Source organism: Mesorhizobium australicum WSM2073 (assembly GCF_000230995.2).
Lineage (GTDB): Bacteria > Pseudomonadota > Alphaproteobacteria > Rhizobiales > Rhizobiaceae > Mesorhizobium > Mesorhizobium australicum.
In genome coordinates this window covers 2,062,259-2,082,332 of record NC_019973.1, presented here as the reverse complement: position 1 = coordinate 2,082,332, position 20,074 = coordinate 2,062,259, and the positions used below count along the sequence as shown (strand labels likewise).

Genomic DNA, 20,074 nt, shown 5'->3' with positions numbered 1-20,074 from the left:
ACCAGGCGGGGAACGAGGGCATCAAGCAGTGAAGCGCAGTCTCGACCGCAAAACCAGGATAGCGCTCGAGCCGCGCAAGCAGCCGCGGCAACAACGGTCCAGCAAGGTGGTCGACAGGATTCTCGACGCGGCGCTGATCCTGACGCGTGAGCAAGGAACCAGGACACCGACGACGCTCGCCATCGCGCAGCGCGCGGGCCTGTCGGTCGGTTCGGTCTACCAGTACTTTCCCAACAAGGAAGCCATTCTTCTGGATCTCGCCCGGCGCTGGCTGTCATCCTTTCCCGAGGTGATCGCGAGGCGCATCAAGGTCGCCCCGCCCACCAACCGCGAAGAATTTCGGCGGGAAGTGCGCAAGCTGTTCATCGACACGTCGAAGCTCTACCTCGAAAACGCCACCCTGATGCCGGTGATCGAGGCCATTTCAGGCAATGCCGACCTGCGGCCGATCCAGAACGAATATGACGACCAGATCATCGCCCTCTATGCTGCATGGCTGCAGCATGTGAACCCCGCACTCGAAGGCAAGATCGCCAGCCGGCTCGGCGTGCTGATGATGGAGGTCGGGCACGTCTGCCGGCTCGTTGGACTGAAGAAGGACCGCAGGACGTTCGACCTCATCGAGGACGATGTGGAAACCATGTGGCTCGCCTTGGTGAGCCCCTACCTCAACCTTGACTAACCGGCTTCAATGCAATTCCGGACGGAAAACCGCTTCACACCTTTCCTGGAATTGCCTTAGCTTCGCACTTCGAGAGGAATTTCATGAAGACTGTCTATTCGCCGCTTCACGCCGGTCATGCCGGGCAGATGGAACTGGTCACCTCAGCCATCGTGCCCGGCTTCGAAAAGCCCTCGCGGGCGGAGTTCATCAAGGCGCGGGTCGAAAGCGAGAAGCTCGGGCCGATCATCGCGCCGGTCGAGCACGACCTTGCCGCCGCCAAGCGCGTCCACAGGGCCGACTACATCGACTTCTTGCCGACCGTCTGGCCGCAATGGATCGCCGAGGGCCATGCGGGCACCGCGATGCCCTTCACCTGGCCGACGCGCGGACTGCGCGGCGACGTGCCGCCCAAGCGCATCGACGCCCTGCTCGGCTACTATTCCTTCGACGGCGGCGCCACCTTCGTCGAGGGCACCTGGGCCGCGATCAAATCGTCCTTTGACGTCGCCCTGACCGCCGCCGGCCTGGTCAAGGACGGCGAGAGGTCGGCCTTCGCGCTCTGCCGTCCGCCCGGCCACCATGCCGGGGCCGGCTTCATGGGCGGCTATTGCTACATCAACAACGCGGCCGTCGCCGCGCAATGGTTCCGCGACCAGGGCGCCAAGCGTATCTCGATCCTCGACGTCGACTATCACCACGGGAACGGCACGCAGGAGATCTTCTATGACCGCGCCGACGTACAGGTTCTCAACCTGCACGGTGATCCGATGGTCGAGTACCCGTTCTTCCTCGGCCATGCCGATGAGCGTGGCGCGGGGGCCGGCGAAGGCTTCAACCTCAACTACCCCATGCCCTTCGGCACCGGCTGGGATGCCTGGAACGTGTCGCTGGAGGATGCCTGCGCCAGGCTCGCCGCCTACGCTCCCGACATCGTCGTCGTCTCGCTCGGCGTCGACACTTTCGAAAAGGACCCGATCAGCCAGTTCAAGCTGAAAAGCCTGGATTATCCGAAGATCGGCCAGCGCATCGCCAAGCTCGGCCTGCCGACGCTGTTCGTCCAGGAAGGCGGCTATGCCGTCGAGGAGATCGGCATCAATGCCGTCGGCGTGCTGACCGGGTTCGAGGATCGGTAGAGCGGTCGTCCAGAAAGCGGAGCGCCTGCGGGGAGGACGGACAAAGGAAGGGTGGCGGCAGCCGCCCCTTTTTTGCATCCTGAGGCGCCGCGTAAGCCTCGCAAAAATCATGGCCGGCCTGCGCGGCTCGATTTCCGTGCCCAGGAAATGCAAAGAAATTGGCCGCTGAGTCGCAGGTCGAGTCCACCGGATTCGATTTTGTCAAATCGCGTTTGATGTCGGATTCATCTGCGGGTAGATTAGACCCGAATCAGCCGGTCCTCGGGGGGCGCGGCGACCACCCAAAGTCTCACGTTCCGGAATTTTTCCGGCGCCAGACGCGGATGTCTCGCGTTCCCTGAATGGATTCCGTCTGGTTGGGCGCGGCCCCGCGCCTCGTGTGTGTCTCGTAAAAGTAACGCGTTTTCGGGTTCGGCGGCTGGCACTCCAGCAGCCGGGCATCAGAATTGATTCCGACCAAAAAGCAGCAGATGAGCAGTCCCGCCGCGCCTCTTCAATCCGACACATTGGGCTCGCGCCTGACGTCGCGCGGTGATCTCACCTCCTTCTTCATGGAGCTGACCGCCGAGATCGGCGCCGACAGCTACATGCTGGTCGCCATCGTCCATGACCAGGACCGCAACGATGCACGTATCGTGTCTTCGAACTGGATCTTCGACGCCATCGAGTTGATCGGCAAGCGGCTGATCGCCGGCCTTGCACAAGGCCCGCTCACCGCCGCACCCGGTATCCGTCCGACGCCGCTGGTGGCGGCCCAGGCGCCGGATGCCGGCGGGCTGGTCTCGGGCGAAGAGGCTCGGCTCCTCGACGTGCTCGGCCATGCCGAGGTCTATTCACTGCGGCTGAATGTCGGCCGTCAGCGCCTGTTCGCCTTGTTCTCGGCGGCCGCCGCCGGCCGGATCGACCAGCCGGCGCTGATGAAGGCGCAGCTGAAATGCTGCTACGCGCTTTCGCACATCCCGCAGTTGATCGCCGCCGCGGCGATGCAGGATCCGCTGTCGGACCGCGAGCGCGAATGCTTGTTCTGGGTCTCGGAAGGCAAGACCACCGACGAGGTGGCGGTGATCCTTGGCGTCTCCTCCAACACCGTCAACAGCTACATCACCCACGCCATCCAGAAATTCGCGGCCTCGAACCGTGCGATGGCCATCGCCACGGCGATCAGGAGTGGCATCATTTGAAACACGCCGACATCAAGGAGGCCGCGGAGGCCCTTTTCAACGAGCAGCGCAGCCCGTTCGGTGCCTTCTCGCTGGGATCCGAAACACATCACGCCGTCACCATTCCCGATGCGGTGCGCCGCTGCCGCTGGATCTCAGTCGACATCAATGCCTCGGCCTTCGGCCTGTACTTCGTCAGCCCGTCGCCGGAGCGCGCGCGGCTGGTCCCGTGCTTTGATTCAGATTATCCAGGCGTCGCGGTGGCCACCAAGTTCATTTCAGGCGCCAATGGCGAGGACATCGTTCGCCATAGCCGGATTTCAACCGAGCCGCGCTGGTGGACGGATGATGGCGTGGCGGCCATGGCCGACATGTTCGGCAATCTCGCCTGGACCGGACAGATGGCGCCGCTGACACCCGGGTCGAGCGGCATTGCCTTCCCCGTCCATGCCGATCGCGGTCAATGCGGTCTTGTCGTCTTCCTGGGATCGGAGATCGCGCTGGCGCAGGATGCGCTCTACGAAATTCACGCTCGCTGCTTCTCGCTGTTCGCCGCCGTCGCGCGGATGCGTCCGGGAGACGTCGGCAGAATGCGCTCGATCTCCAAGCGCGAGCTTGAATGCCTGAAGCTGACCGCCAACGGCAACACCAGCGAGGAGATCGCGCGGCTCCTGAAACTGTCGGTGCACACCGCCAACCAGTACCTCACCCAGTCGACCCAAAAGCTCAATGCGGTCAACCGCAACCAAGCGGTCGCCAAGGCGTTGCGGCTGGGGCTTATCGAGTAGCCGCTCTCGGCTGAAGGAAGCGCTTTAGAACGCCAGCGGTTCGACCTTGCGAATGCGGGCCTGTTCGATCACCGCCTCCAGCAGCGCCGTGTTGTGCCCGGGGTCTTCGCCCGGCTTTTCAAACGACACGTAATTGACCAGGACCGTGCTGCCGGTCTCGCTCAGCGTCAGCTGGAAATAGACGGTCACGCCGGGCGGCCTGAGTTCCAGATCGAGCACGATGCGCGGGCTGCCGCTCCAGTCGACATGTGCCTCGCCGCCATGACCGAGCCTAAGCGTACCCGGCATGAAGAACAGCTCCGCCGCTGAATCGACCAGATCCGACAGGCAGGCGAAATGCTCCAGCCGGATGAAGGCGATATAGTCGGCGACGTCGATCAGCCTGAGCTCCACCACCACCTGTTCGATGGCGCTGGCGACGATGATCTCGCGGGATTTTGCGTGCGGTTGCCGGTTCATGAAATCTGTCTGCGCTCAGCCTTTTTCGAGTAGACGATCCGCACCAGTTCGGCGACGGCCTGGTAGAATTGTGATGGGATCACATTATCGACCGAAACTTGCTTGTACATGGAGCGGGCGAGCGCCACGTCCTCGAAGATCGGGACGTTATGCTCCTTGGCGATTTCGCGGATTTTCAGCGCCACCAGATCCTGCCCTTTCGCTACGACCAGCGGCGCCGAATCTTCGTCGCGCACATATTTCAGCGCAATCGAGAAATGGGTCGGATTGGCGATAACGAGCGTCGCGCGCGGCACTGCGGTCATCATCCGCTTACGCGCCCGGTCGCGCGCCAACGAGCGCAGCCGCGACTTGACGATCGGGTCACCTTCGGACTGCTTGAACTCGTCCTTGACCTCCTGCTTGCTCATGCGCAGGTCCTGCTTCCAGTGAAAGCGCGACCAGACGATGTCGATCGCCGCGATCAGTCCCATGACGAACACGATCGCCACCAGTATGTCGACGGCGATGCCACGGATGACGAGGCCGAAAGCGACGGGATTGGTGATCATCCCGGCAAGCAGCTTGCGGTGGTCCTCCGACAGCGTGAAGGTGAGCACGGTGATGGCGAAACCGACCTTTGCGAGCGATTTCAAAAACTCGACCCAGCCCTGGGCGCCGAACATCCGGTTCCAGCCCTTGGCGATCGATATGCGCGACATCTGCGGCCTGATCCGCTCGCCGACGAATTGCGGCATGTTCTGCAGCACGGAGGCGCCGATGCCGGCAACCGTCAGCAGCACCAGCAGGCTCACGACGGCGCGACCCACTTCGAACAAGACCTGCTTGTAAAGCGCGATGACATCGGTCTCGGTGTCCATCGGCCAAGCCTCGGGCTTCTCCAGGAACATCGACAGGAACGTGCTGAGATCGACGACGGCGTCCTTGGCATAGAAGACTGTGAACACCAGTATGGCGACGAACGAGGCGAGGAGCGCCGTTTCCCTCGAATGGGGCAGCTTGCCCTGTTCGATGGTATCGCGGATCTTCTTTTCCGTCGCCTCTTCGGTTTTCGAGTCCTTGTCGGTGGCGTCGGACATGCCTTAGGCGGCGTTCTGCGTCGAGGGAAGTTCGAAGGCCCCTTCGCGCGACAGGCGGATGGTGGTCGTCACGATCGTCTTGCGCGCAGCCATGATGTCGGCGGCCGGGACACCCTCCGAGCCTTGCCCGAGTTCGGCCTCGATCATGCGTCGCGAGCGCGCGCCGATCGCCGACAGCACCGCCTCGGCCAGTGCCGCCGACGTGCCGCGCAGCGCCAGCGTGACAAGCTCGGTCGACAGCCCGTCGAACAAAAGCACGCGCGCCTTCTGGGTGAGCAGCGGCAGGTCGTCGAAAGCGAACAGCCGGGCACGGACACCGTCGAGGTCGGGCGTGCCGGCGGCTTCGAGATCCTGCATGACCTCCTCAAGCAGGGGCTTTTCCAGCTCGTTGAGCACGCTGGCGACGCGCGCCTGCCCGGCCGAAGTGTCCTTGGTGGAGGTATCTGACAGCACGCTGGAGCGCAGCCGGTTCTCGACGATCCTGGTGGCGGCGGCCGGAACGTTGGCCATCGTCACCATGCGCTTGATGATCTCGCCGCGCATCGGCTTCGTCAGTGTCAAAAGCACACTCGCCGCCGCCTGCGGCGCCAGTTTCGACAGCACCATGGCCGCCGTCTGCGGGTGTTCGCCCGCCAGGAAGGCGCCCAGCCGCGAGGGTTCGAGCTTTTCGAGATCGGGCCAGATCGGCGGCGGCCCTTCAGGCGCGACCTCGAATTTCTTGTCGCCCATGATGGCACTCATCTCTTCGGGCGAGAGAGACTCGTTGAGAATGGTGTCCATCCTGTCGGCGGAATCGAGCAGGCCGGCGCCCTCGGTGAACTCGGCCTCGAATTCGGCGACGATGCGCTCGAGATCGCTCTGCGGAATGGTCCTGAGCAGCCGCGCGCCCTCGATCAGCGCCTTCAGCTCTTCCTGCTTGAAGAATTTCAACAGGCGGCTGGCGGACGGTTTGCCCATCGCCACCAATATGGCGGCCGCCTTCTGCGCGCGCGTCAGGGTCGTCAGCGGCGTCGTCATGCCTTTCGCCTCCGCCGCCACCGGCGAGCTCCGCGATCCATGTCTAGGCGCCCTTCGTGCCGGCGATGATTTCGGTCAGCCTGATGCCAAAGCGCGAAGGGTCGCTTTCGAGCACGGTGATCTCGCCGCGCGCGATCTTGCGGCCGTTCACCACGACATCGACCGGCTCGCCGATGCGGCGATTGAGCGCGACCGTCGACCCCTTCTGCAGCGCCATCAGATCGGCAACCGCCATCTCGGTGCTGCCGAGGATGATCTGGACATCGACGGGGATGTTCATGATGACGCTTGAATTGGCCCCCGCGGCAGCCCGGAACGCCGCATCGGGGCGCTGCTCTTCTTCGTGCAGGACCCCCCGCAATTCCTCGATGGCGCGATCGAGCTGCTCGTCCGGCTGGTCGAGCTCTGCTTCTACCTTGGTCTTGGCCATGCGTCGTCTCCAAAAGCTCAGGCGCGCCCGGCACCAGCCGGCATGAGCCCATCGATGAAATCCTGCCCGGCATCGAAAGGATGCCTGATTCGGACGGTGTAATTCTGCCCCAGTTTGCCGAACTCGCATACGAACAGCGTCTGGCCGCGCGCGCCGAGGCGAGCCCGCGATTGCGCCGTTTCTTCGAAGTCGATGACCTGGCCCACTTCGAGGTTGGCGAGGTCGCCCAGCGTCAGCCGCGCCAGCGGCATGGTGGCCTCGAGCGCTACGGTCGAGCGCATCACCTCTTCCGAAAAGCGTGCCCGCCAACTGGTGCCATGATCGTCCTCGCTGATGCTGGCCGTGGCATCGCGGCCCGCCAGCACGATGCGCTGCGGCATCGTCACGGTAATCGAGCCGCTGTCGACCGGCGTCGAGATGCCAAGGACGATGCGGATCGCGGCACCGTCGCGCAACACGTGCCGCCTGGCCTCGATCCCCGACATGGCGCGGGGTGCGGGCAGCCGCAGTTCGAGCGAGCGCCGCCCCGATCCGTTCAGCGCCTGCGCCACTTCCTGGAGCACCATGGTCGAGACATCGGCCTCGATCGACGACAGCTCGCGCTCGATCGGCGACACCGGCATATCCGGGTCGCCGCCGAACAGGGTGGAGACCATGATCGCGATTGCGGGAGAATCCATGACGAGTGTCATCGCGTCCGAGGACGCCGGCGAGCCGACGACGGTCATCGCGAAATTGTCGCCGGCGCGCGAGCGCGCCTCCGGGACGCGGCTGACCTCGACGGCCTTGAGGTCGACAATTACGGGAATGCCGAGCTCGCCCGAGAGTCCCTTCTGCAGCAGCGGCACGGCGCGTTCGGCCATGGCACGGCCGGCGTCGACGACCTGATCGGTCTCACCGCTGTCGCCGACCAGACGCTCGATGATCAACGAACGCGCCTGCGAGGGGCTGCCCGGACTCGTCATGACAGTTTTGGCACCGATCTGTCGCGCATCGCTCAGGCGGCCTTCTTCTCGGCGCTGCCGGTGTTCATGGTGCTCTGCTCGACCGCGTCGATGGTCGGCCGTTCATAGGAGGAGATGGTCTTGCGGCCGAACTCGATCGCCACCTGCGGCAGCGCACCGTTCATGTAGGCGAGCAGCGTCTGCTTGACGATGATGTAGAGGCGGTTCTTCTTCTCGCGCACCGTCTTGATCTTGGTGGCGACAGGTCCGACCACCGCATAGGACAGGAAGATGCCGAGAAAGGTGCCGACCAGCGCCGCGCCGATCAGGCCGCCGAGGATTTCCGGCGACTGGTCAAGCGCGCCCATCGCCTTGACCACGCCGAGCACGGCGGCGACGATGCCGAGCGCCGGCAGGCCGTCGCCGACCGCGACCAGCGCGTGATAGGCCTTCATCTTGTCGGATTTGATGGTCTGGATTTCCTCGTCCATCAGCGCCTCGATCTCGTGTGAGCGGGCATTGCCGATGATGATGATGCGGCAGTAGTCGCAGATGAAATTCATCAAATCGTGGTTCTTGAGCACGGTCGGAAAGGCCTGGAAGATCGCCGACTCCTCCGGATTGTCGATATGCGCCTCGACCTCGCTGCGCGACTTGGAGCGCAACTCGCGCATCAGGCTGTGCAGCACGCCGAGCGTTTCCAGATAGTCCTGCTCCTTCGGCACCGCCTGCTTGAAGGCTTCCAGAATGCCCTTGCCGGTATCCTTGACAGTCTTCATCGGATTGGCGACCAGGAAGGTGCCGAGTGCGGCGCCGCAGATGACCACGGCTTCCCATGGCTGCACCAGCACGTGCAGGTGCCCTCCCATGGCCATGAAGCCGCCAAGGACGCAGCCAAGCGTCACCACAAGTCCAATCAGAATGCCCACGACCGGTCCTTCCGCATTTCACGTCGGACAAGGGATAGTCCCCGTGCCTTGTGTGAGGCTTGAATCCGAGCCGCCATGGCACGAAAGTTGGCGATTCAGTTTCGCGCAAGGAAGTGAGCTTATTGTGCTGGCATAGCTTCGGCCGGAGGCGCGTCCTTGCTCAGTACCTATACCAGCTACCAGTTGATCACCAAAGACATCAACAAGTCGATCGACCGCATCGAGCAACAGCCGACAGTCGACCGCGATACCCAATATTATCTCGCCAACATCACCAAGGTGAAATCGATCGACGATTTCGTCAAAAATGACCGGCTGTTCAAATACGCCATGAAGGCCTACGGCCTTGAGAACATGGACTACGCCAAGGCCTTCATGGTGAAGGCGCTCAAGGAAGGCGTCTCCGATCCCAACAGTTTTGCCAACAAACTGACCGACAAGCGCTACGCCGCGTTCGTCAGCGCCTTCAATTTCGCCGCCAACGGCCCTAATGCGACGATCTACAACAAGGCGCAGCAACTGGTGACCAGCAACTATGCGCTGCAAGTCCAGATCGGCGCCTCGCAGACAGGACTCTCCTACTACCAGAGTGAAACCGCCTACTACGTCACCAACATCTCCAATGTGAAGTCGATCGAAGACCTGATGGGCAACAGCCGCCTGCTGACATACGCGATGGCCGCGTTCGGCCTCGACGCCGAGACCGAACCGGCCGCAACCGTCAGGGCCATGCTCGAAGGTGGCGTCAGCGACCCCAACAGTCCCGCCAACAAACTGACCGACAAGAGCTACGCCAACTTTGTCTCGGCCTTCGACTTCGCCCAGTATGGCGATCAGACAACCACGCGCGATGCTGCCCAGCAGGCGGTGCCGAAAGGCTATGTGGCCGGAACCGGACTGAAATTGGTCGAACCGAGCGCCCAGTATGTCAAGGGCGAGGCGGACTATTACGCGGCAAACATCTCCAAGGTGAAGTCGATCGACGATCTCATGGCGGACAAGCGCCTGCTCACCTTCGCGATGGCTTCCTACGGACTGGATGCGTCGACCGAAAAGCCGCTGCAGATCAGCACGATGCTGGCGGGCGGCGTCAGCGATCCCAACAGCCCGGCAAACAAGCTGACAGACAAACGCTACGCCAACTTCGTCACGGCGTTCAACTTTGCCCAATATGGCGATCAGACAACGTCGCGCGACGAGGTGCTGAAAGACACGCCGAAGATCTACACCACGGGGTCGGCGCTTGGCCTGATCCCGCCGAACGCGGACTCCATAAAATCGGAGACCGCATACTACCTTGCCAACGTCACGAACGTGAAATCCATCGACGACCTGATGGCCAACAGCCGGTTGTACAACTATGCGCTCTCGGCTTACGGACTCGATCCGGCGACGGAAAGCAAGGATCTCATCCGCAGCGTGCTGACCGGGGGCATTCGCGACGCCGACAGCGTCGCCAACAAGATGACGAACAAGGCTTATGCCGGGCTCGCCGCCGCTTTCAACTTCGAGCAGTACGGCGAAGCAGCCACCACCATCAATCCGGCGCAGCAGCCGACCGTCGACAACTACATGCGCCAGACTCTCGAGGAGGACGCCGGCAAGACCAATGAGGGCGTGCGGCTGGCGCTCTATTTCAACCGCAAAGCATCAACCATCACCAGCTGGTACGACGTGCTGGCCGACACGGCGCTTGCCAGCGTGGTGCGCACCGCGCTGGGGCTGCCCGATTCTTTCGCCACCGCCGACATCGACAAGCAGGCGCAATTGTTCGGGCAGAAGCTCGACATCTCGGATTTCACCGACCCGGTGAAACTGAACAAGTTCCTGACCCGCTTCACCAGCATGTACGAGATCAACAATCCGACCTCGACGGCGGTGACGTCGGTCAGCGTGCTCTTTGCCAAACCGGTCACATCGGGCATCTCCACCGACCTGATGATGGCCATGCAGAAACTGAAGTTCTGATCATGCGAGACAGTCTCTACGTTGCCCTCTCCGCGCAGATAGCCCTCGAGCGCCGGCTCGACACGATCGCCGACAACGTCGCCAACGCCAGCACCGTCGGCTTTCGCGCCACCGGCGTGAAGTTCGAGGACGTGGTGTCTGGCGCAGGGCAGAAGTCGGTTTCGTTCGCCTCCTCCGGCAAGACCTTTCTGTCGGGGGCACACGGCGCCATGACGGAGACCGGCAACCCGTTCGATTTCGCCATCCAGGGCGACGCCTGGTTCGCCATCGACACGCCAGTTGGCACCGTCATGACCCGCGACGGCCGTTTCTCGATGAACGAGAATGGCGAGCTGATGTCGGTCGAGGGCCATCCGGTGCTCGACGCCGGCGGGGCGCCGATCCAGCTCGACCCCCGCAACGGTCCGCCCAAGGCCGGCGCCGACGGCTCGCTGCGCCAGAACGAACAGCTCGTCGGCTCCATCGGCCTCTACAATTTCGACCCGGGCGAGAATTTCGTGCGCTACGGCAATTCCGGCATTGTGCCCGCACGCACGCCCGAACCGGTCACCGACCGCTCCGACATCGGCGTCGCCCAGGGTTTCCTCGAGGAATCCAACGTCAATCCCGTGCTGGAAATGACCCGGCTGATCATGGTCCAGCGCGCCTTCGAGAACACTGCCGCGCTGATGCGGCAGACCGATTCCTCCGCCGAGGAGGCGATAAAGACGCTCGGCTCGAAGTCGTAGCATGTCGTCAGAGCAGCCAGCCCTCCGCGCACCCGAAAGACAGCTCCAGCCGGCGCCGCTGGATCGGCTTGCCGCTTTGGAGCGGATTATCAGGCGCTTTGGCGACAGCGACGGGCTGGTCAAGCGCGGCGGGCTCGTCACCGAAGTCACATCAACGCACTACAAGGTGCGCGGCCTTTCCGATTTCACCAGGCTGGGTGACATTGTCGAGCAGCGCGGTCAGTCCGGCTCGCGCCGCGGCGAGATCGTCAAAATCAGCCGCGACGAGGTTGTGATCGCCCCCTTCGAACGCAGCGCCGACGCCGGCATCGGCGATGCCGTGTTCCGCAGGGGTCCGCTCGCGGTGGCGCCGCATGCCTCGTGGCGCGGCCGCGCCATCGACGCGCTCACCCGGGCAATCGACGGTGGTCCGCCCTTGGTCAGGGGCGACGACATGTCGGCGGCCGCCGCGACACCCGGCGCCATGGCGCGGCAGCGCGTCGGTACCGCCTTCATGACCGGCGTCAAGGTCATCGACATCTTCACGCCACTCTGCTTCGGCCAGCGCATGGGCGTCTTCGCCGGATCGGGCGTCGGCAAGTCGACGCTGCTTGCCATGCTCGCCGGCGCCGACGCGTTCGACACCGTCGTCGTGGCGCTGATCGGCGAACGCGGCCGCGAGGTCCGCGAATTCCTCGAGGATACGATCGGCGACAGCATGGCCAAGACCGTGGCCGTCGTCGCCACCAGCGACGAGAGCGCCATGATGCGCCGGCGCGCGCCAGACACCGCCATGCGCGTCGCCGAGCATTTTCGCGACCAGGGCCACCGTGTGCTGCTGGTGCTGGATTCGATCACCCGCTTCGCTCACGCCCTGCGCGAGGTGGCGACGGGAACCGGCGAGCCGCCGGTTGCCCGCGGCTATCCCGCCTCGGTCTTCACCGAACTGCCCAAGCTGCTCGAGCGCGCCGGACCTGGAACCGAAGGCCCAGGATTGGAAGGCAAGGGATCGATCACGGCCATCATTTCCGTGCTGGTCGACGGCGATGATCACAACGATCCGGTCGCCGATTCGGTGCGCGGCATCCTCGACGGCCATGTCGTGCTCGACCGCGCGATCGCCGAACAGGGCCGCTATCCGCCCGTCAATCCGCTGTCGTCCATCTCGCGACTGGCCGGCAAGGCCTGGAGTGTCGAACAGCGAGCCCTGGTGACGCGGCTGAAGTCGATGATCTCCCGCTTCGAGGACACGCGCGACATCCGGCTGCTCGGCGCCTATCAGGGCGGCGTCGACGCTGAACTCGATATGGCCGTACGCCAGGTGCCCGTCATCTATGAGGCGCTGACGCAATCGCCCAGGGACCGTCCGTCCGCCGATCCGTTCTCCGATCTTGCCCGCCATCTCAAGGGAAAGCAGAATGCCGAACCAGGAGACTGAACGCCAGTACACCGAGCGCCTCCTGAACGAGATGATCGCCGAAGCGAACGCCGCGGAGCAGGCTCGAGCGGAGGAGGCCAGGGTCGCCAGGGCAAACGCCGCCGCCGCCATGGCTGCCCGGACCGCGGTTGTTCTGGCCAAGGCCGTCAAATCGGCTCTCCCCAGATCCGAGCCTTTGCCGGCCCGGACTGCCGAGCCCCCTGTGAATTCCCTTCCCCGCGTCGAGGCTGCCGATATGGCTCAAGCCAGTCGCGAATCGCTGATCGATGGCCTGTTTGCCGCCAGCGAATGGCCGCAGCCGCCAAAGCCGCAATTCCCCAGACTGGGCAAGAAGAAGGCGGACCGTCGCAGCGACGTCGTCATCGCCGCGCTCGGCATCACGCTCGGCCTGACCTGCGCCCTGTTTCCCTGGTACATCTTCTTCAACCAGGACCAGTTCGGCGTGCAGGCGATCAAGTTCGGCGGCACCGGTACCAATTCGGGACGTGCGGGAGGTGGCGTGGTCGCCGAGCGCAGCGCGCCGCTGACCGCCAGGGACGTTCCCAACGCCGATGTAGATCTGCTTGCCACCGGCACGGTGCAGGACGATTCCAAAACGCAACCGCCCGGCGAGCAACCCTTCCCCGCCGACATCGCGAAGTTCCGCATGGTCCATGTCGCCAATGGCCGCGCCATGATCGAGGACGACACCGGCCTGTGGATGGTCCAGCGCGGTTCGACGCTGCCGGATTCCAGCAAGGTATCGGCGATCGAGCAGCGCAACGGCAAATGGGTCATGCTCACCAGCGCCAACCGGGTGATCGAGCTTTCCAGATAAGCCGTCACGGTTTTGTGCCGAGGATGATTTCAGGTCGGATCGTCCTGAAATCATCCGTCTCCATTTCAAGGGATGGAGCATGATGTCGTCCGAAAACCGCTTCACCGTTTTCGCCTTCACGTTCTAGCGACCGATCGCAAGGTCCGCGCAAGACTGGCGTCCTAGTCTTTGGGCACATGCCCGGAGATTCCCATGGAGCCTGTTTCCCTTTTCGATCTCGCCGCCAAGCAAGCGCAGTGGCTGTCGGTACGTCAGTCGGCGGTCGCCGGCAACATCGCCAATGCCAACACGCCGGGCTACACGGCAAACGATGTCGAGCCGTTCGAGAAGGTGCTCGACCGCACTGCGGTGTCGCTCCAGATCACCGAGCCCGGCCATCTCGGCACTGCGGCGACCAATGCCGGCTTCTCCATCAAGCCGCAGGAAGACGACGGCGTGGTCATGCCCTCCAAGAACACGGTCGTGCTTGAAGACCAGCTTCTCAAGGCCGGCGAGGTGCGCCGCTCCTTCGAACTCAACACGGCCATCGTCAAGGCATTCCACTCAATGATGATGATGGCGGTGAAGAGCTGACCATGGACGCACTGACCGCAGCCCTCAAAGTCGCAGCATCAGGCCTCGGCGCTCAGTCCGAGCGCCTGCGCGTGGTTTCGGAGAACCTCGCCAACGCCCAGTCGACAGGAACCACGCCGGGCGCCGACCCGTATCGCCGCAAGACCATCAGCTTCGTCTCCGAACTCGACCGGGCCTCCGGCAGCTCGACGGTGGAGGTGAATTCGATCGACCGCGACCCGAGCAATTTTCCCGTCGAATTCCAGCCCGGCAACGAGGCCGCCGACGACAAGGGCTACGTCAAGATGCCCAATGTGAACGTGCTGATCGAGATGGCCGACATGACCGAAGCCAACCGCTCCTACGAGGCCAACCTGCAGGTCGTGAAGCAGGCGCGTGACCTCATTTCAATGACCATCGACCTGATGAGGAACCAATGATCGTCAACGGCATCGGCGCGCTTAACCTGAAGCCTGGGCTGGGCCATACAGCCACCGATCTGCTGCAGGGTGGCGTTGCGCCGGCGGCATCGGGCAACCTTGGCACCTCCTTCGCCGAAGCGGTGAGCCAGGCTGCCTCCAAGACCGTCAGCACCATGCAGAATGCCGAGCAGGTGTCGATGCAGGCGCTCAAGGGCGACGCCGACACCCGCCAGGTGGTCGATGCCGTGATGAGCGCCCAGCAGGCGCTGCAGACCGCCGTCGCCATCCGCGACAAGGTGGTCTCGGCCTATCTCGAAGTCAGTCGCATGGGCATCTGAGGAGCAGGCCATGAAAGCACTCGCCATCGCCGCCACCGGCATGAATGCCCAGCAGACCAATCTGGAAGTCATCGCCAACAACATCGCCAACATCAACACCACCGGCTACAAGCGCGCGCGCGCCGAATTCTCCGACCTGCTCTACCAGGTCGATCGCACGCAAGGTGTGCCCAACCGCTCCAACGCCTCGCTGGTGCCGGAAGGCGTTTCGATCGGTCTCGGCGTCAAGACGACCGCCGTGCGCAACGTCCACACCCAGGGTGAACTGACCAGCACCGGCAACAGCTTCGACATGGCGCTCACCGGCAGGGGCTGGTTCCAGATCGAGGGTGCCGATGGCGGCACGCTCTATACGCGCGCCGGCGCCTTCAACACCAACGCCACCGGCCAGCTGGTGACGGTGGACGGCGCCAGTGTCATTCCGGCCATCACCGTGCCGACTGATGCGGTCGAAGTCATCGTCAACAAGACCGGCCAGGTCTTCGCCCGCATCGACGGCCAGACCGACCTGCAGAACCTCGGCCAGCTCCAGATCGTCAACTTCGCCAACGAGGCGGGCCTCGCGCCGCTCGGCGACAATCTCTTCCAGGAGACAACGGCTTCCGGCCCGGCCAATGTCGGCGTGCCCGGCGATCCCGGCTTCGCCACCATCCAGCAAGGCTATCTCGAGGCCTCCAATGTCGACCCGGTCAAGGAAATCACCGAACTGATCTCGGCGCAGCGCGCCTATGAAATGAACTCCAAGGTCATCCAGGCCGCCGACGACATGGCCTCCGTCGTCTCCAAGAACATCAGGTAACGGATGATGGCCATGCCGATCTCCTGCTCCGCATTCCGTCGCGCCGCGCTCGCCCTTGCGCTGGTAGCCTGCGGCATGCCGGCTTTCGCCCAGGACTCGGCCAACCAGATCGCCAGCAACCAACCTGCTGGCGAGGTCGTGCTGATCCCCAACCGGGTCATTTATCCCGGCGAGACCATTGAACTCACCGCCCTGAAGCAGGTCACCCTCATCCCCGGCAAGCATAAGCCCGATGCTGTTGCGACCCGTTCCGAGGAATTGCAGGGCAAGATCGCCAAGCGCACGCTGCTGCCCGGCCGCTACATTCCTTCAGTCGCCGTCCGTGAGGCCTGGCTGGTCGAGCAGGGTGCCGCTGTGCAGGTCTTCTTCGTCGCCGGCGGGCTGACGATCACGGCCACCGCCGTGACCTTGCAGCCGGGTTCGGCGGGCGACTTCATCAAGGTCCGCAACAGCGACAGCGGCAAGATTCTCTCGGGCACGGTGATGGCCGACGGCACCATCCAGGTCGGCGCTTCATGATGCGCCCGCTTGCCCTTCTGATTGCGGCCACGCTCGGTCTGCAGCCGGCACTAGCCGATGGCCTGACGCCCAAGGCCAAGCGCGAACTCGCCGCCAGGAATGGCGGTGTCTACGACGATCCCGAATATGATCCCGCCACCACCACGCGCATGTTCCGCGTTTCGCCCGGACCAAGCTCGCTGCCGCCTGGCCAGGTCGCCTCGCGCATCAAGGATATCGCGCAGCTGCAGAGTTCGCGCGACAACCAGCTCGTCGGCTACGGCCTCGTCATCGGGCTCGCCGGATCCGGCGACAGCCTGCGCAACTCGCCGTTCACCGAACAGTCGATCCGCGCCATGCTCGAAAATCTCGGCATCGCCACCGAAGGCGGCAGCGCACGCGCCAAGAACGTCGCCGCCGTCATCGTCACCGCCAACATGCCGCCCTATGTGCAGTCCGGCGCCCGCATCGACATCGACGTCTCCTCGATGGGCGACGCTACCTCGCTTGCCGGCGGCACGCTGATCATGACGCCGCTGAAGGCGGCGGACGGGGAGATCTACGCCGTCGGCCAGGGCGCGGTCATCGTTTCCGGTTTCACCGCTCAAGGCCAGGCCGAGCAGTTGACGCAAGGCGTACCGACCGCCGGCCGCGTGCCGAACGGGGCCATAATCGAGCGGCAGGTGAAGGCCGAGTTCGATGACCAGTCGACGCTGACGCTGCAATTGCGCAATCCCGATTTCTCCACCGCCATCCGCATCGCGGACGCGATCAACGACTACACCGCCCAGCGCTTCGGCATGCGCGTGGCGGCGGAGCGCGATTCCCGCACCGTGCAGATCAGGCGGCCGAAGAGCGTTTCGGCGGCCCGCTTCTATGCCGAGATCGAAAACCTGGTGGTCGAGTCCGACACGCCGGCCCGCGTCGTCATCGACGAGCGCACCGGTACCATCGTCATCGGCAACGACGTCAAGATCTCACGTGTCGCCATCAGCCACGGCACGCTGACGGTGCGCATTACGGAAGCGCCGCGCGTCGTGCAGCCCGAACCCTTCTCTAAGGGCGAAACCGCCGTCGAACCGTTCACAGCCATCGATGCCACCCGGCCCAACGCCCGCGTCGCCGTGCTCGACGGGCCCGACCTGCAAACTCTCGTTTCCGGCCTCAACCGTCTCGGCGTCAAGCCGGACGGCATCATTGCCATCCTGCAAGGCATCAAGTCGGCCGGCGCCTTGCAAGCCGATCTGGTTCTCCAATAGCGATGCCGATGATCACCTCCCTCTCATCCCATCAAGGACGCCCTCCCAGCGCAATCTTGTTCGCGGCCACGGTCCTCGCGGCCATGTCCGTTTCGAGCTGCGGCGCACGCGGCGAGGATGTCGTTCGTCAGATTCTGCCCGGAGCGCAGCCCGCGGTCGCACCGCAGCAACTGACACGAGAAAAGGCGCCGGACCAGAGCGAGATCGAGCGCTTCTGCTCCAACATCGCCGACGCCGCGCGCGACCGCCGCTATGCCTTGCAGGCGGAGGAGTTAAAACAGCTGCAGGCAGGCATCGACGAGCGCATGAAGGCGCTGGACGCAAAGAAAGCCGAATACGAAACCTGGTTGAAGCGGCGCGAGGTGTTTCTGGCCCGGGCCGAGGACGGCGTCGTCAAGATCTATGCCGGCATGAAGCCCGATGCGGCGGCCGAACGCCTGGCGATCGTCAATGCGGACCTCGCCGCGGCCATCCTGATGAAGCTCGATTCACGGAAGGCGGGTGTCATCCTCAACGAAATGGACCAGAAGGCGGCGGCGACGCTCACCGGCATCATGGCCAGCGCAGCCCGAAGGGTAGATCCGTCATGATCCGCAGAATGCTCATCCTGTGCGCGGCGGCAGCCTTGTCCGGCTGCGCAACCAATTTCAAGGAAATCGGTAGGGAACCATCGCTGTCGCCGGTCGGTTCGGGCATCGGCGGCGACGGGGCAGCACCCTACAGCTATCCTCAGCCGCCCGCCGCGCCGGTCAAGAAGTTCTCTTTGTGGGACGACCGCCAGAGCCGGCTGTTCACCGATCCCAGGGCGCTGCGCGAAGGCGACATCCTGACCGTCAGGATCAAGCTCAACGACAAGGCCAACTTCAAGAACCAGAACGACCGGAGCCGCACCGCCGCACGCAAGCTGGGTTATGACGTCACGCTCGGATGGGAAGGCAACAGCACCAGCGGCAAGGGCGACGCCGGCTTGAGTTCCAGCACCGAAACCAATGCCGACGGCGAAATCAAGCGCTCCGAAAACCTGGAGCTCAACGTCGCCGCCGTCGTCACCGAGGTCCTGCCCAACGGCAATTTGATGATCAGGGGTTCCCAGGAAGTGCGCGTCAACTACGAGCTCAGGGTGCTCACCATCGCCGGCATGGTGCGCCCGTCGGACATCGGCGCGGAAAACACCATCTCCTATGAACGCATCGCCGAGGCGCGCATCTCCTATGGCGGCCGTGGCCGCGTCAGCGAGGTCCAGCAGCCGGCTTATGGCCAGCAGGTCCTCGACCAGGTTCTTCCGTTCTAGGCATTGGAGAGCGCGGCACCATGGCCAATGTCGATCAGATTCAGCCTCGCAAGGGTCCTTCCCTTGCCGTGCAGGGCGCCATGCTGCTCGTGGTGACGGCCGCCGCCATCGGCATGGGCTGGATGTCGGGCGGTTATCTCAAGGGCGTCGGCGCACCATCGTCGGTGCCAGTCGCGCCTGAAAACGAGGGCAAGGTACCCCAGCCCGAAGCCGCTCAACAAGCTGGCGCGGGGCCGACGCTCGTCGCGCTGGCGCCGATCACCACCAACATCGCCTCGCCCGCGGACACTTGGATCAGGATGGAAGTGTCCGTGGTCTACGACGCCCCGCAGCCGCCGGCGATGGCGGAGGACGTCCAGCAGGATCTTCTGGCCTTCGTGCGTACCCTCAAGATGCACCAGATCGAAGGCGCCAGCGGCTACCAGCATCTGAAGGCCGATCTCGACGAACGCGCCTCGATCCGCAGTCAGGGGCACGTCAAACAGGTTCTCGTCAGGACATTGCTGCTCGAATGAGAAAATTCCTTCTTGCCGCGGCACTGATTGGCGCCGCCACCTCCGTCGCGGCGGCCCAGCAACTGGACCTTGGCGGCATCGGCAAGGCCGATGGCGCCACCGTCGGCTACATCATCCAGATGTTCGGCCTGCTCACCGTGCTGTCGGTGGCGCCGGGGCTGCTGATCATGGTGACCAGCTTCACCCGCTTCGTCATCGCCTTCTCCATCCTGCGTGCCGGCATTGGCCTGCAATCGACGCCGGCGAACCTCATCCTCATTTCGCTGTCGCTGTTCATGACCTTTTATGTCATGGCGCCGACCTTCGATCAGGCGTGGAATACCGGCGTCAAGCCGTTGATGGACAATCAGATCAGCCAGACAGAGGCCTTCGAGAAGATTTCCGATCCGTTCCGCACCTTCATGCTGCACAATGTGCGCGACAAGGATTTCGACCTTTTCGCGGACCTCGCCCGCGAACGCGGCCAGGTCGTTGCGAAGGAGACGGTCGACCTGCGCATCCTGGTGCCTGCCTTCATGATCTCCGAGATCCGGCGCGGCTTCGAGATCGGCTTCCTGATCGTGCTGCCATTCCTGGTCATCGACCTGATCGTGGCCACCATCACCATGGCGATGGGCATGATGATGCTGCCGCCCACGGTCGTGTCGTTGCCGTTCAAGATCCTGTTCTTTGTCCTGATCGACGGCTGGAACCTGCTCGTCGGCAGCCTGGTGCGCTCTTTCACCTGACCGTGCGTGCTCGACATCGGGTATGCCCTGCCTGCGGAATGAGGCAGCGCGCCGCGTCATCGAATTCCTCCGAATTATTTTCGATTAACCGTCCAGTTTAGTCCTTTGGTAGGGACTCGCCGCCATAGTCGCTCGCAGA

The 20,074-nt window shown here is 63.7% G+C and carries 24 protein-coding genes; 18 read left to right on the top strand and 6 right to left on the bottom strand.

The window, feature by feature from the left end; all coding sequences use genetic code 11:
- The first annotated feature begins 28 nt into the window (after positions 1–28).
- The 4 genes from MESAU_RS10000 to MESAU_RS09985 all read left to right on the top strand — a co-directional run bounded on the left by MESAU_RS10000 (position 29) and on the right by MESAU_RS09985 (position 3,745).
- Positions 29–682: a TetR/AcrR family transcriptional regulator gene (locus tag MESAU_RS10000; RefSeq protein WP_015315929.1), complete on the top strand. Its 654-nt coding sequence runs from the start codon at positions 29–31 to the stop codon at positions 680–682.
- 83 nt (positions 683–765) lie between these two features.
- Positions 766–1,797, top strand: coding sequence for a histone deacetylase family protein (locus MESAU_RS09995; RefSeq protein WP_015315928.1), 1,032 nt, complete (start codon positions 766–768; stop codon positions 1,795–1,797).
- Positions 1,798–2,267: 470 nt separating this feature from the next.
- Entirely contained in the window at positions 2,268–2,978 is a 711-nt protein-coding gene (locus MESAU_RS09990; RefSeq protein WP_041163672.1) for a helix-turn-helix transcriptional regulator, read from the top strand.
- Positions 2,975–3,745 (top strand): helix-turn-helix transcriptional regulator, encoded by a 771-nt coding sequence (locus tag MESAU_RS09985; RefSeq protein ID WP_015315926.1) that lies wholly within the window; start codon positions 2,975–2,977, stop codon positions 3,743–3,745. The genes MESAU_RS09990 and MESAU_RS09985 overlap by 4 nt, the downstream gene beginning before the upstream one ends.
- Positions 3,746–3,769: 24 nt before the next feature.
- Here MESAU_RS09985 and MESAU_RS09980 read toward each other — a convergent pair whose 3' ends face one another.
- Genes MESAU_RS09980 through motA form a run of 6 tightly spaced genes read right to left on the bottom strand, consistent with a single transcriptional unit; the run spans position 3,770 to position 8,603 of the window.
- Complete coding sequence (locus MESAU_RS09980) at positions 3,770–4,204, bottom strand: hypothetical protein (protein ID WP_015315925.1); 435 nt, start codon at positions 4,202–4,204, stop codon at positions 3,770–3,772.
- The gene (flhB, locus tag MESAU_RS09975; RefSeq protein ID WP_015315924.1) at positions 4,201–5,283 is read right to left on the bottom strand and encodes a flagellar biosynthesis protein FlhB; all 1,083 of its coding nucleotides are present in this window, start codon (positions 5,281–5,283) and stop codon (positions 4,201–4,203) included. Before flhB ends, MESAU_RS09980 begins: the two co-directional genes overlap by 4 nt.
- A 3-nt stretch (positions 5,284–5,286) precedes the next feature.
- The gene (locus MESAU_RS09970) at positions 5,287–6,300 is read right to left on the bottom strand and encodes a flagellar motor switch protein FliG (RefSeq protein ID WP_015315923.1); all 1,014 of its coding nucleotides are present in this window, start codon (positions 6,298–6,300) and stop codon (positions 5,287–5,289) included.
- 43 nt (positions 6,301–6,343) lie between these two features.
- Positions 6,344–6,730 carry a flagellar motor switch protein FliN gene (gene fliN, locus MESAU_RS09965; RefSeq protein WP_015315922.1) on the bottom strand — a complete coding sequence of 129 codons (387 nt, stop codon included), beginning with the start codon at positions 6,728–6,730 and terminating at the stop codon, positions 6,344–6,346.
- Between the two features lie 17 nt (positions 6,731–6,747).
- The gene (locus MESAU_RS09960) at positions 6,748–7,695 is read right to left on the bottom strand and encodes a FliM/FliN family flagellar motor switch protein (protein ID WP_015315921.1); all 948 of its coding nucleotides are present in this window, start codon (positions 7,693–7,695) and stop codon (positions 6,748–6,750) included.
- A gap of 32 nt (positions 7,696–7,727) precedes the next feature.
- Complete coding sequence (motA, locus tag MESAU_RS09955) at positions 7,728–8,603, bottom strand: flagellar motor stator protein MotA (protein WP_015315920.1); 876 nt, start codon at positions 8,601–8,603, stop codon at positions 7,728–7,730.
- 156 nt (positions 8,604–8,759) lie between these two features.
- Here motA and MESAU_RS09950 point away from each other — a divergent pair, with 156 nt between their 5' ends.
- The 14 genes from MESAU_RS09950 (at position 8,760) to fliP (ending at position 19,935) form a co-directional block, all read left to right on the top strand.
- Positions 8,760–10,571 carry a DUF1217 domain-containing protein gene (locus tag MESAU_RS09950; protein WP_015315919.1) on the top strand — a complete coding sequence of 604 codons (1,812 nt, stop codon included), beginning with the start codon at positions 8,760–8,762 and terminating at the stop codon, positions 10,569–10,571.
- A gap of 2 nt (positions 10,572–10,573) precedes the next feature.
- The gene (gene flgF, locus MESAU_RS09945; protein WP_015315918.1) at positions 10,574–11,299 is read left to right on the top strand and encodes a flagellar basal-body rod protein FlgF; all 726 of its coding nucleotides are present in this window, start codon (positions 10,574–10,576) and stop codon (positions 11,297–11,299) included.
- Between the two features lies 1 nt (position 11,300).
- Entirely contained in the window at positions 11,301–12,716 is a 1,416-nt protein-coding gene (gene fliI / locus MESAU_RS09940) for a flagellar protein export ATPase FliI (protein ID WP_015315917.1), read from the top strand.
- The gene (locus MESAU_RS09935; protein ID WP_015315916.1) at positions 12,697–13,533 is read left to right on the top strand and encodes a hypothetical protein; all 837 of its coding nucleotides are present in this window, start codon (positions 12,697–12,699) and stop codon (positions 13,531–13,533) included. Before fliI ends, MESAU_RS09935 begins: the two co-directional genes overlap by 20 nt.
- A 192-nt stretch (positions 13,534–13,725) precedes the next feature.
- On the top strand, positions 13,726–14,106 hold the full coding sequence (gene flgB / locus MESAU_RS09930; RefSeq protein ID WP_015315915.1) for a flagellar basal body rod protein FlgB: 381 nt from the start codon (positions 13,726–13,728) through the stop codon (positions 14,104–14,106).
- Positions 14,107–14,108: 2 nt separating this feature from the next.
- Positions 14,109–14,525 carry a flagellar basal body rod protein FlgC gene (gene flgC, locus MESAU_RS09925; protein ID WP_015315914.1) on the top strand — a complete coding sequence of 139 codons (417 nt, stop codon included), beginning with the start codon at positions 14,109–14,111 and terminating at the stop codon, positions 14,523–14,525.
- Positions 14,522–14,845 carry a flagellar hook-basal body complex protein FliE gene (fliE, locus tag MESAU_RS09920; protein ID WP_015315913.1) on the top strand — a complete coding sequence of 108 codons (324 nt, stop codon included), beginning with the start codon at positions 14,522–14,524 and terminating at the stop codon, positions 14,843–14,845. Before flgC ends, fliE begins: the two co-directional genes overlap by 4 nt.
- Positions 14,846–14,855: 10 nt before the next feature.
- On the top strand, positions 14,856–15,644 hold the full coding sequence (gene flgG / locus MESAU_RS09915; RefSeq protein ID WP_015315912.1) for a flagellar basal-body rod protein FlgG: 789 nt from the start codon (positions 14,856–14,858) through the stop codon (positions 15,642–15,644).
- 6 nt (positions 15,645–15,650) lie between these two features.
- Positions 15,651–16,163 (top strand): flagellar basal body P-ring formation chaperone FlgA, encoded by a 513-nt coding sequence (gene flgA, locus MESAU_RS09910; protein WP_015315911.1) that lies wholly within the window; start codon positions 15,651–15,653, stop codon positions 16,161–16,163.
- Positions 16,160–17,401 (top strand): flagellar basal body P-ring protein FlgI, encoded by a 1,242-nt coding sequence (locus tag MESAU_RS09905; RefSeq protein ID WP_015315910.1) that lies wholly within the window; start codon positions 16,160–16,162, stop codon positions 17,399–17,401. The genes flgA and MESAU_RS09905 overlap by 4 nt, the downstream gene beginning before the upstream one ends.
- A 2-nt stretch (positions 17,402–17,403) precedes the next feature.
- Positions 17,404–17,991 carry a MotE family protein gene (locus MESAU_RS09900; RefSeq protein ID WP_015315909.1) on the top strand — a complete coding sequence of 196 codons (588 nt, stop codon included), beginning with the start codon at positions 17,404–17,406 and terminating at the stop codon, positions 17,989–17,991.
- Entirely contained in the window at positions 17,988–18,692 is a 705-nt protein-coding gene (gene flgH / locus MESAU_RS09895; protein WP_015315908.1) for a flagellar basal body L-ring protein FlgH, read from the top strand. The genes MESAU_RS09900 and flgH overlap by 4 nt, the downstream gene beginning before the upstream one ends.
- 20 nt (positions 18,693–18,712) lie before the next feature.
- Positions 18,713–19,207 carry a flagellar basal body-associated FliL family protein gene (locus tag MESAU_RS09890; RefSeq protein WP_015315907.1) on the top strand — a complete coding sequence of 165 codons (495 nt, stop codon included), beginning with the start codon at positions 18,713–18,715 and terminating at the stop codon, positions 19,205–19,207.
- On the top strand, positions 19,204–19,935 hold the full coding sequence (fliP, locus tag MESAU_RS09885; RefSeq protein WP_015315906.1) for a flagellar type III secretion system pore protein FliP: 732 nt from the start codon (positions 19,204–19,206) through the stop codon (positions 19,933–19,935). Before MESAU_RS09890 ends, fliP begins: the two co-directional genes overlap by 4 nt.
- The last annotated feature ends 139 nt before the right edge of the window (positions 19,936–20,074 follow it).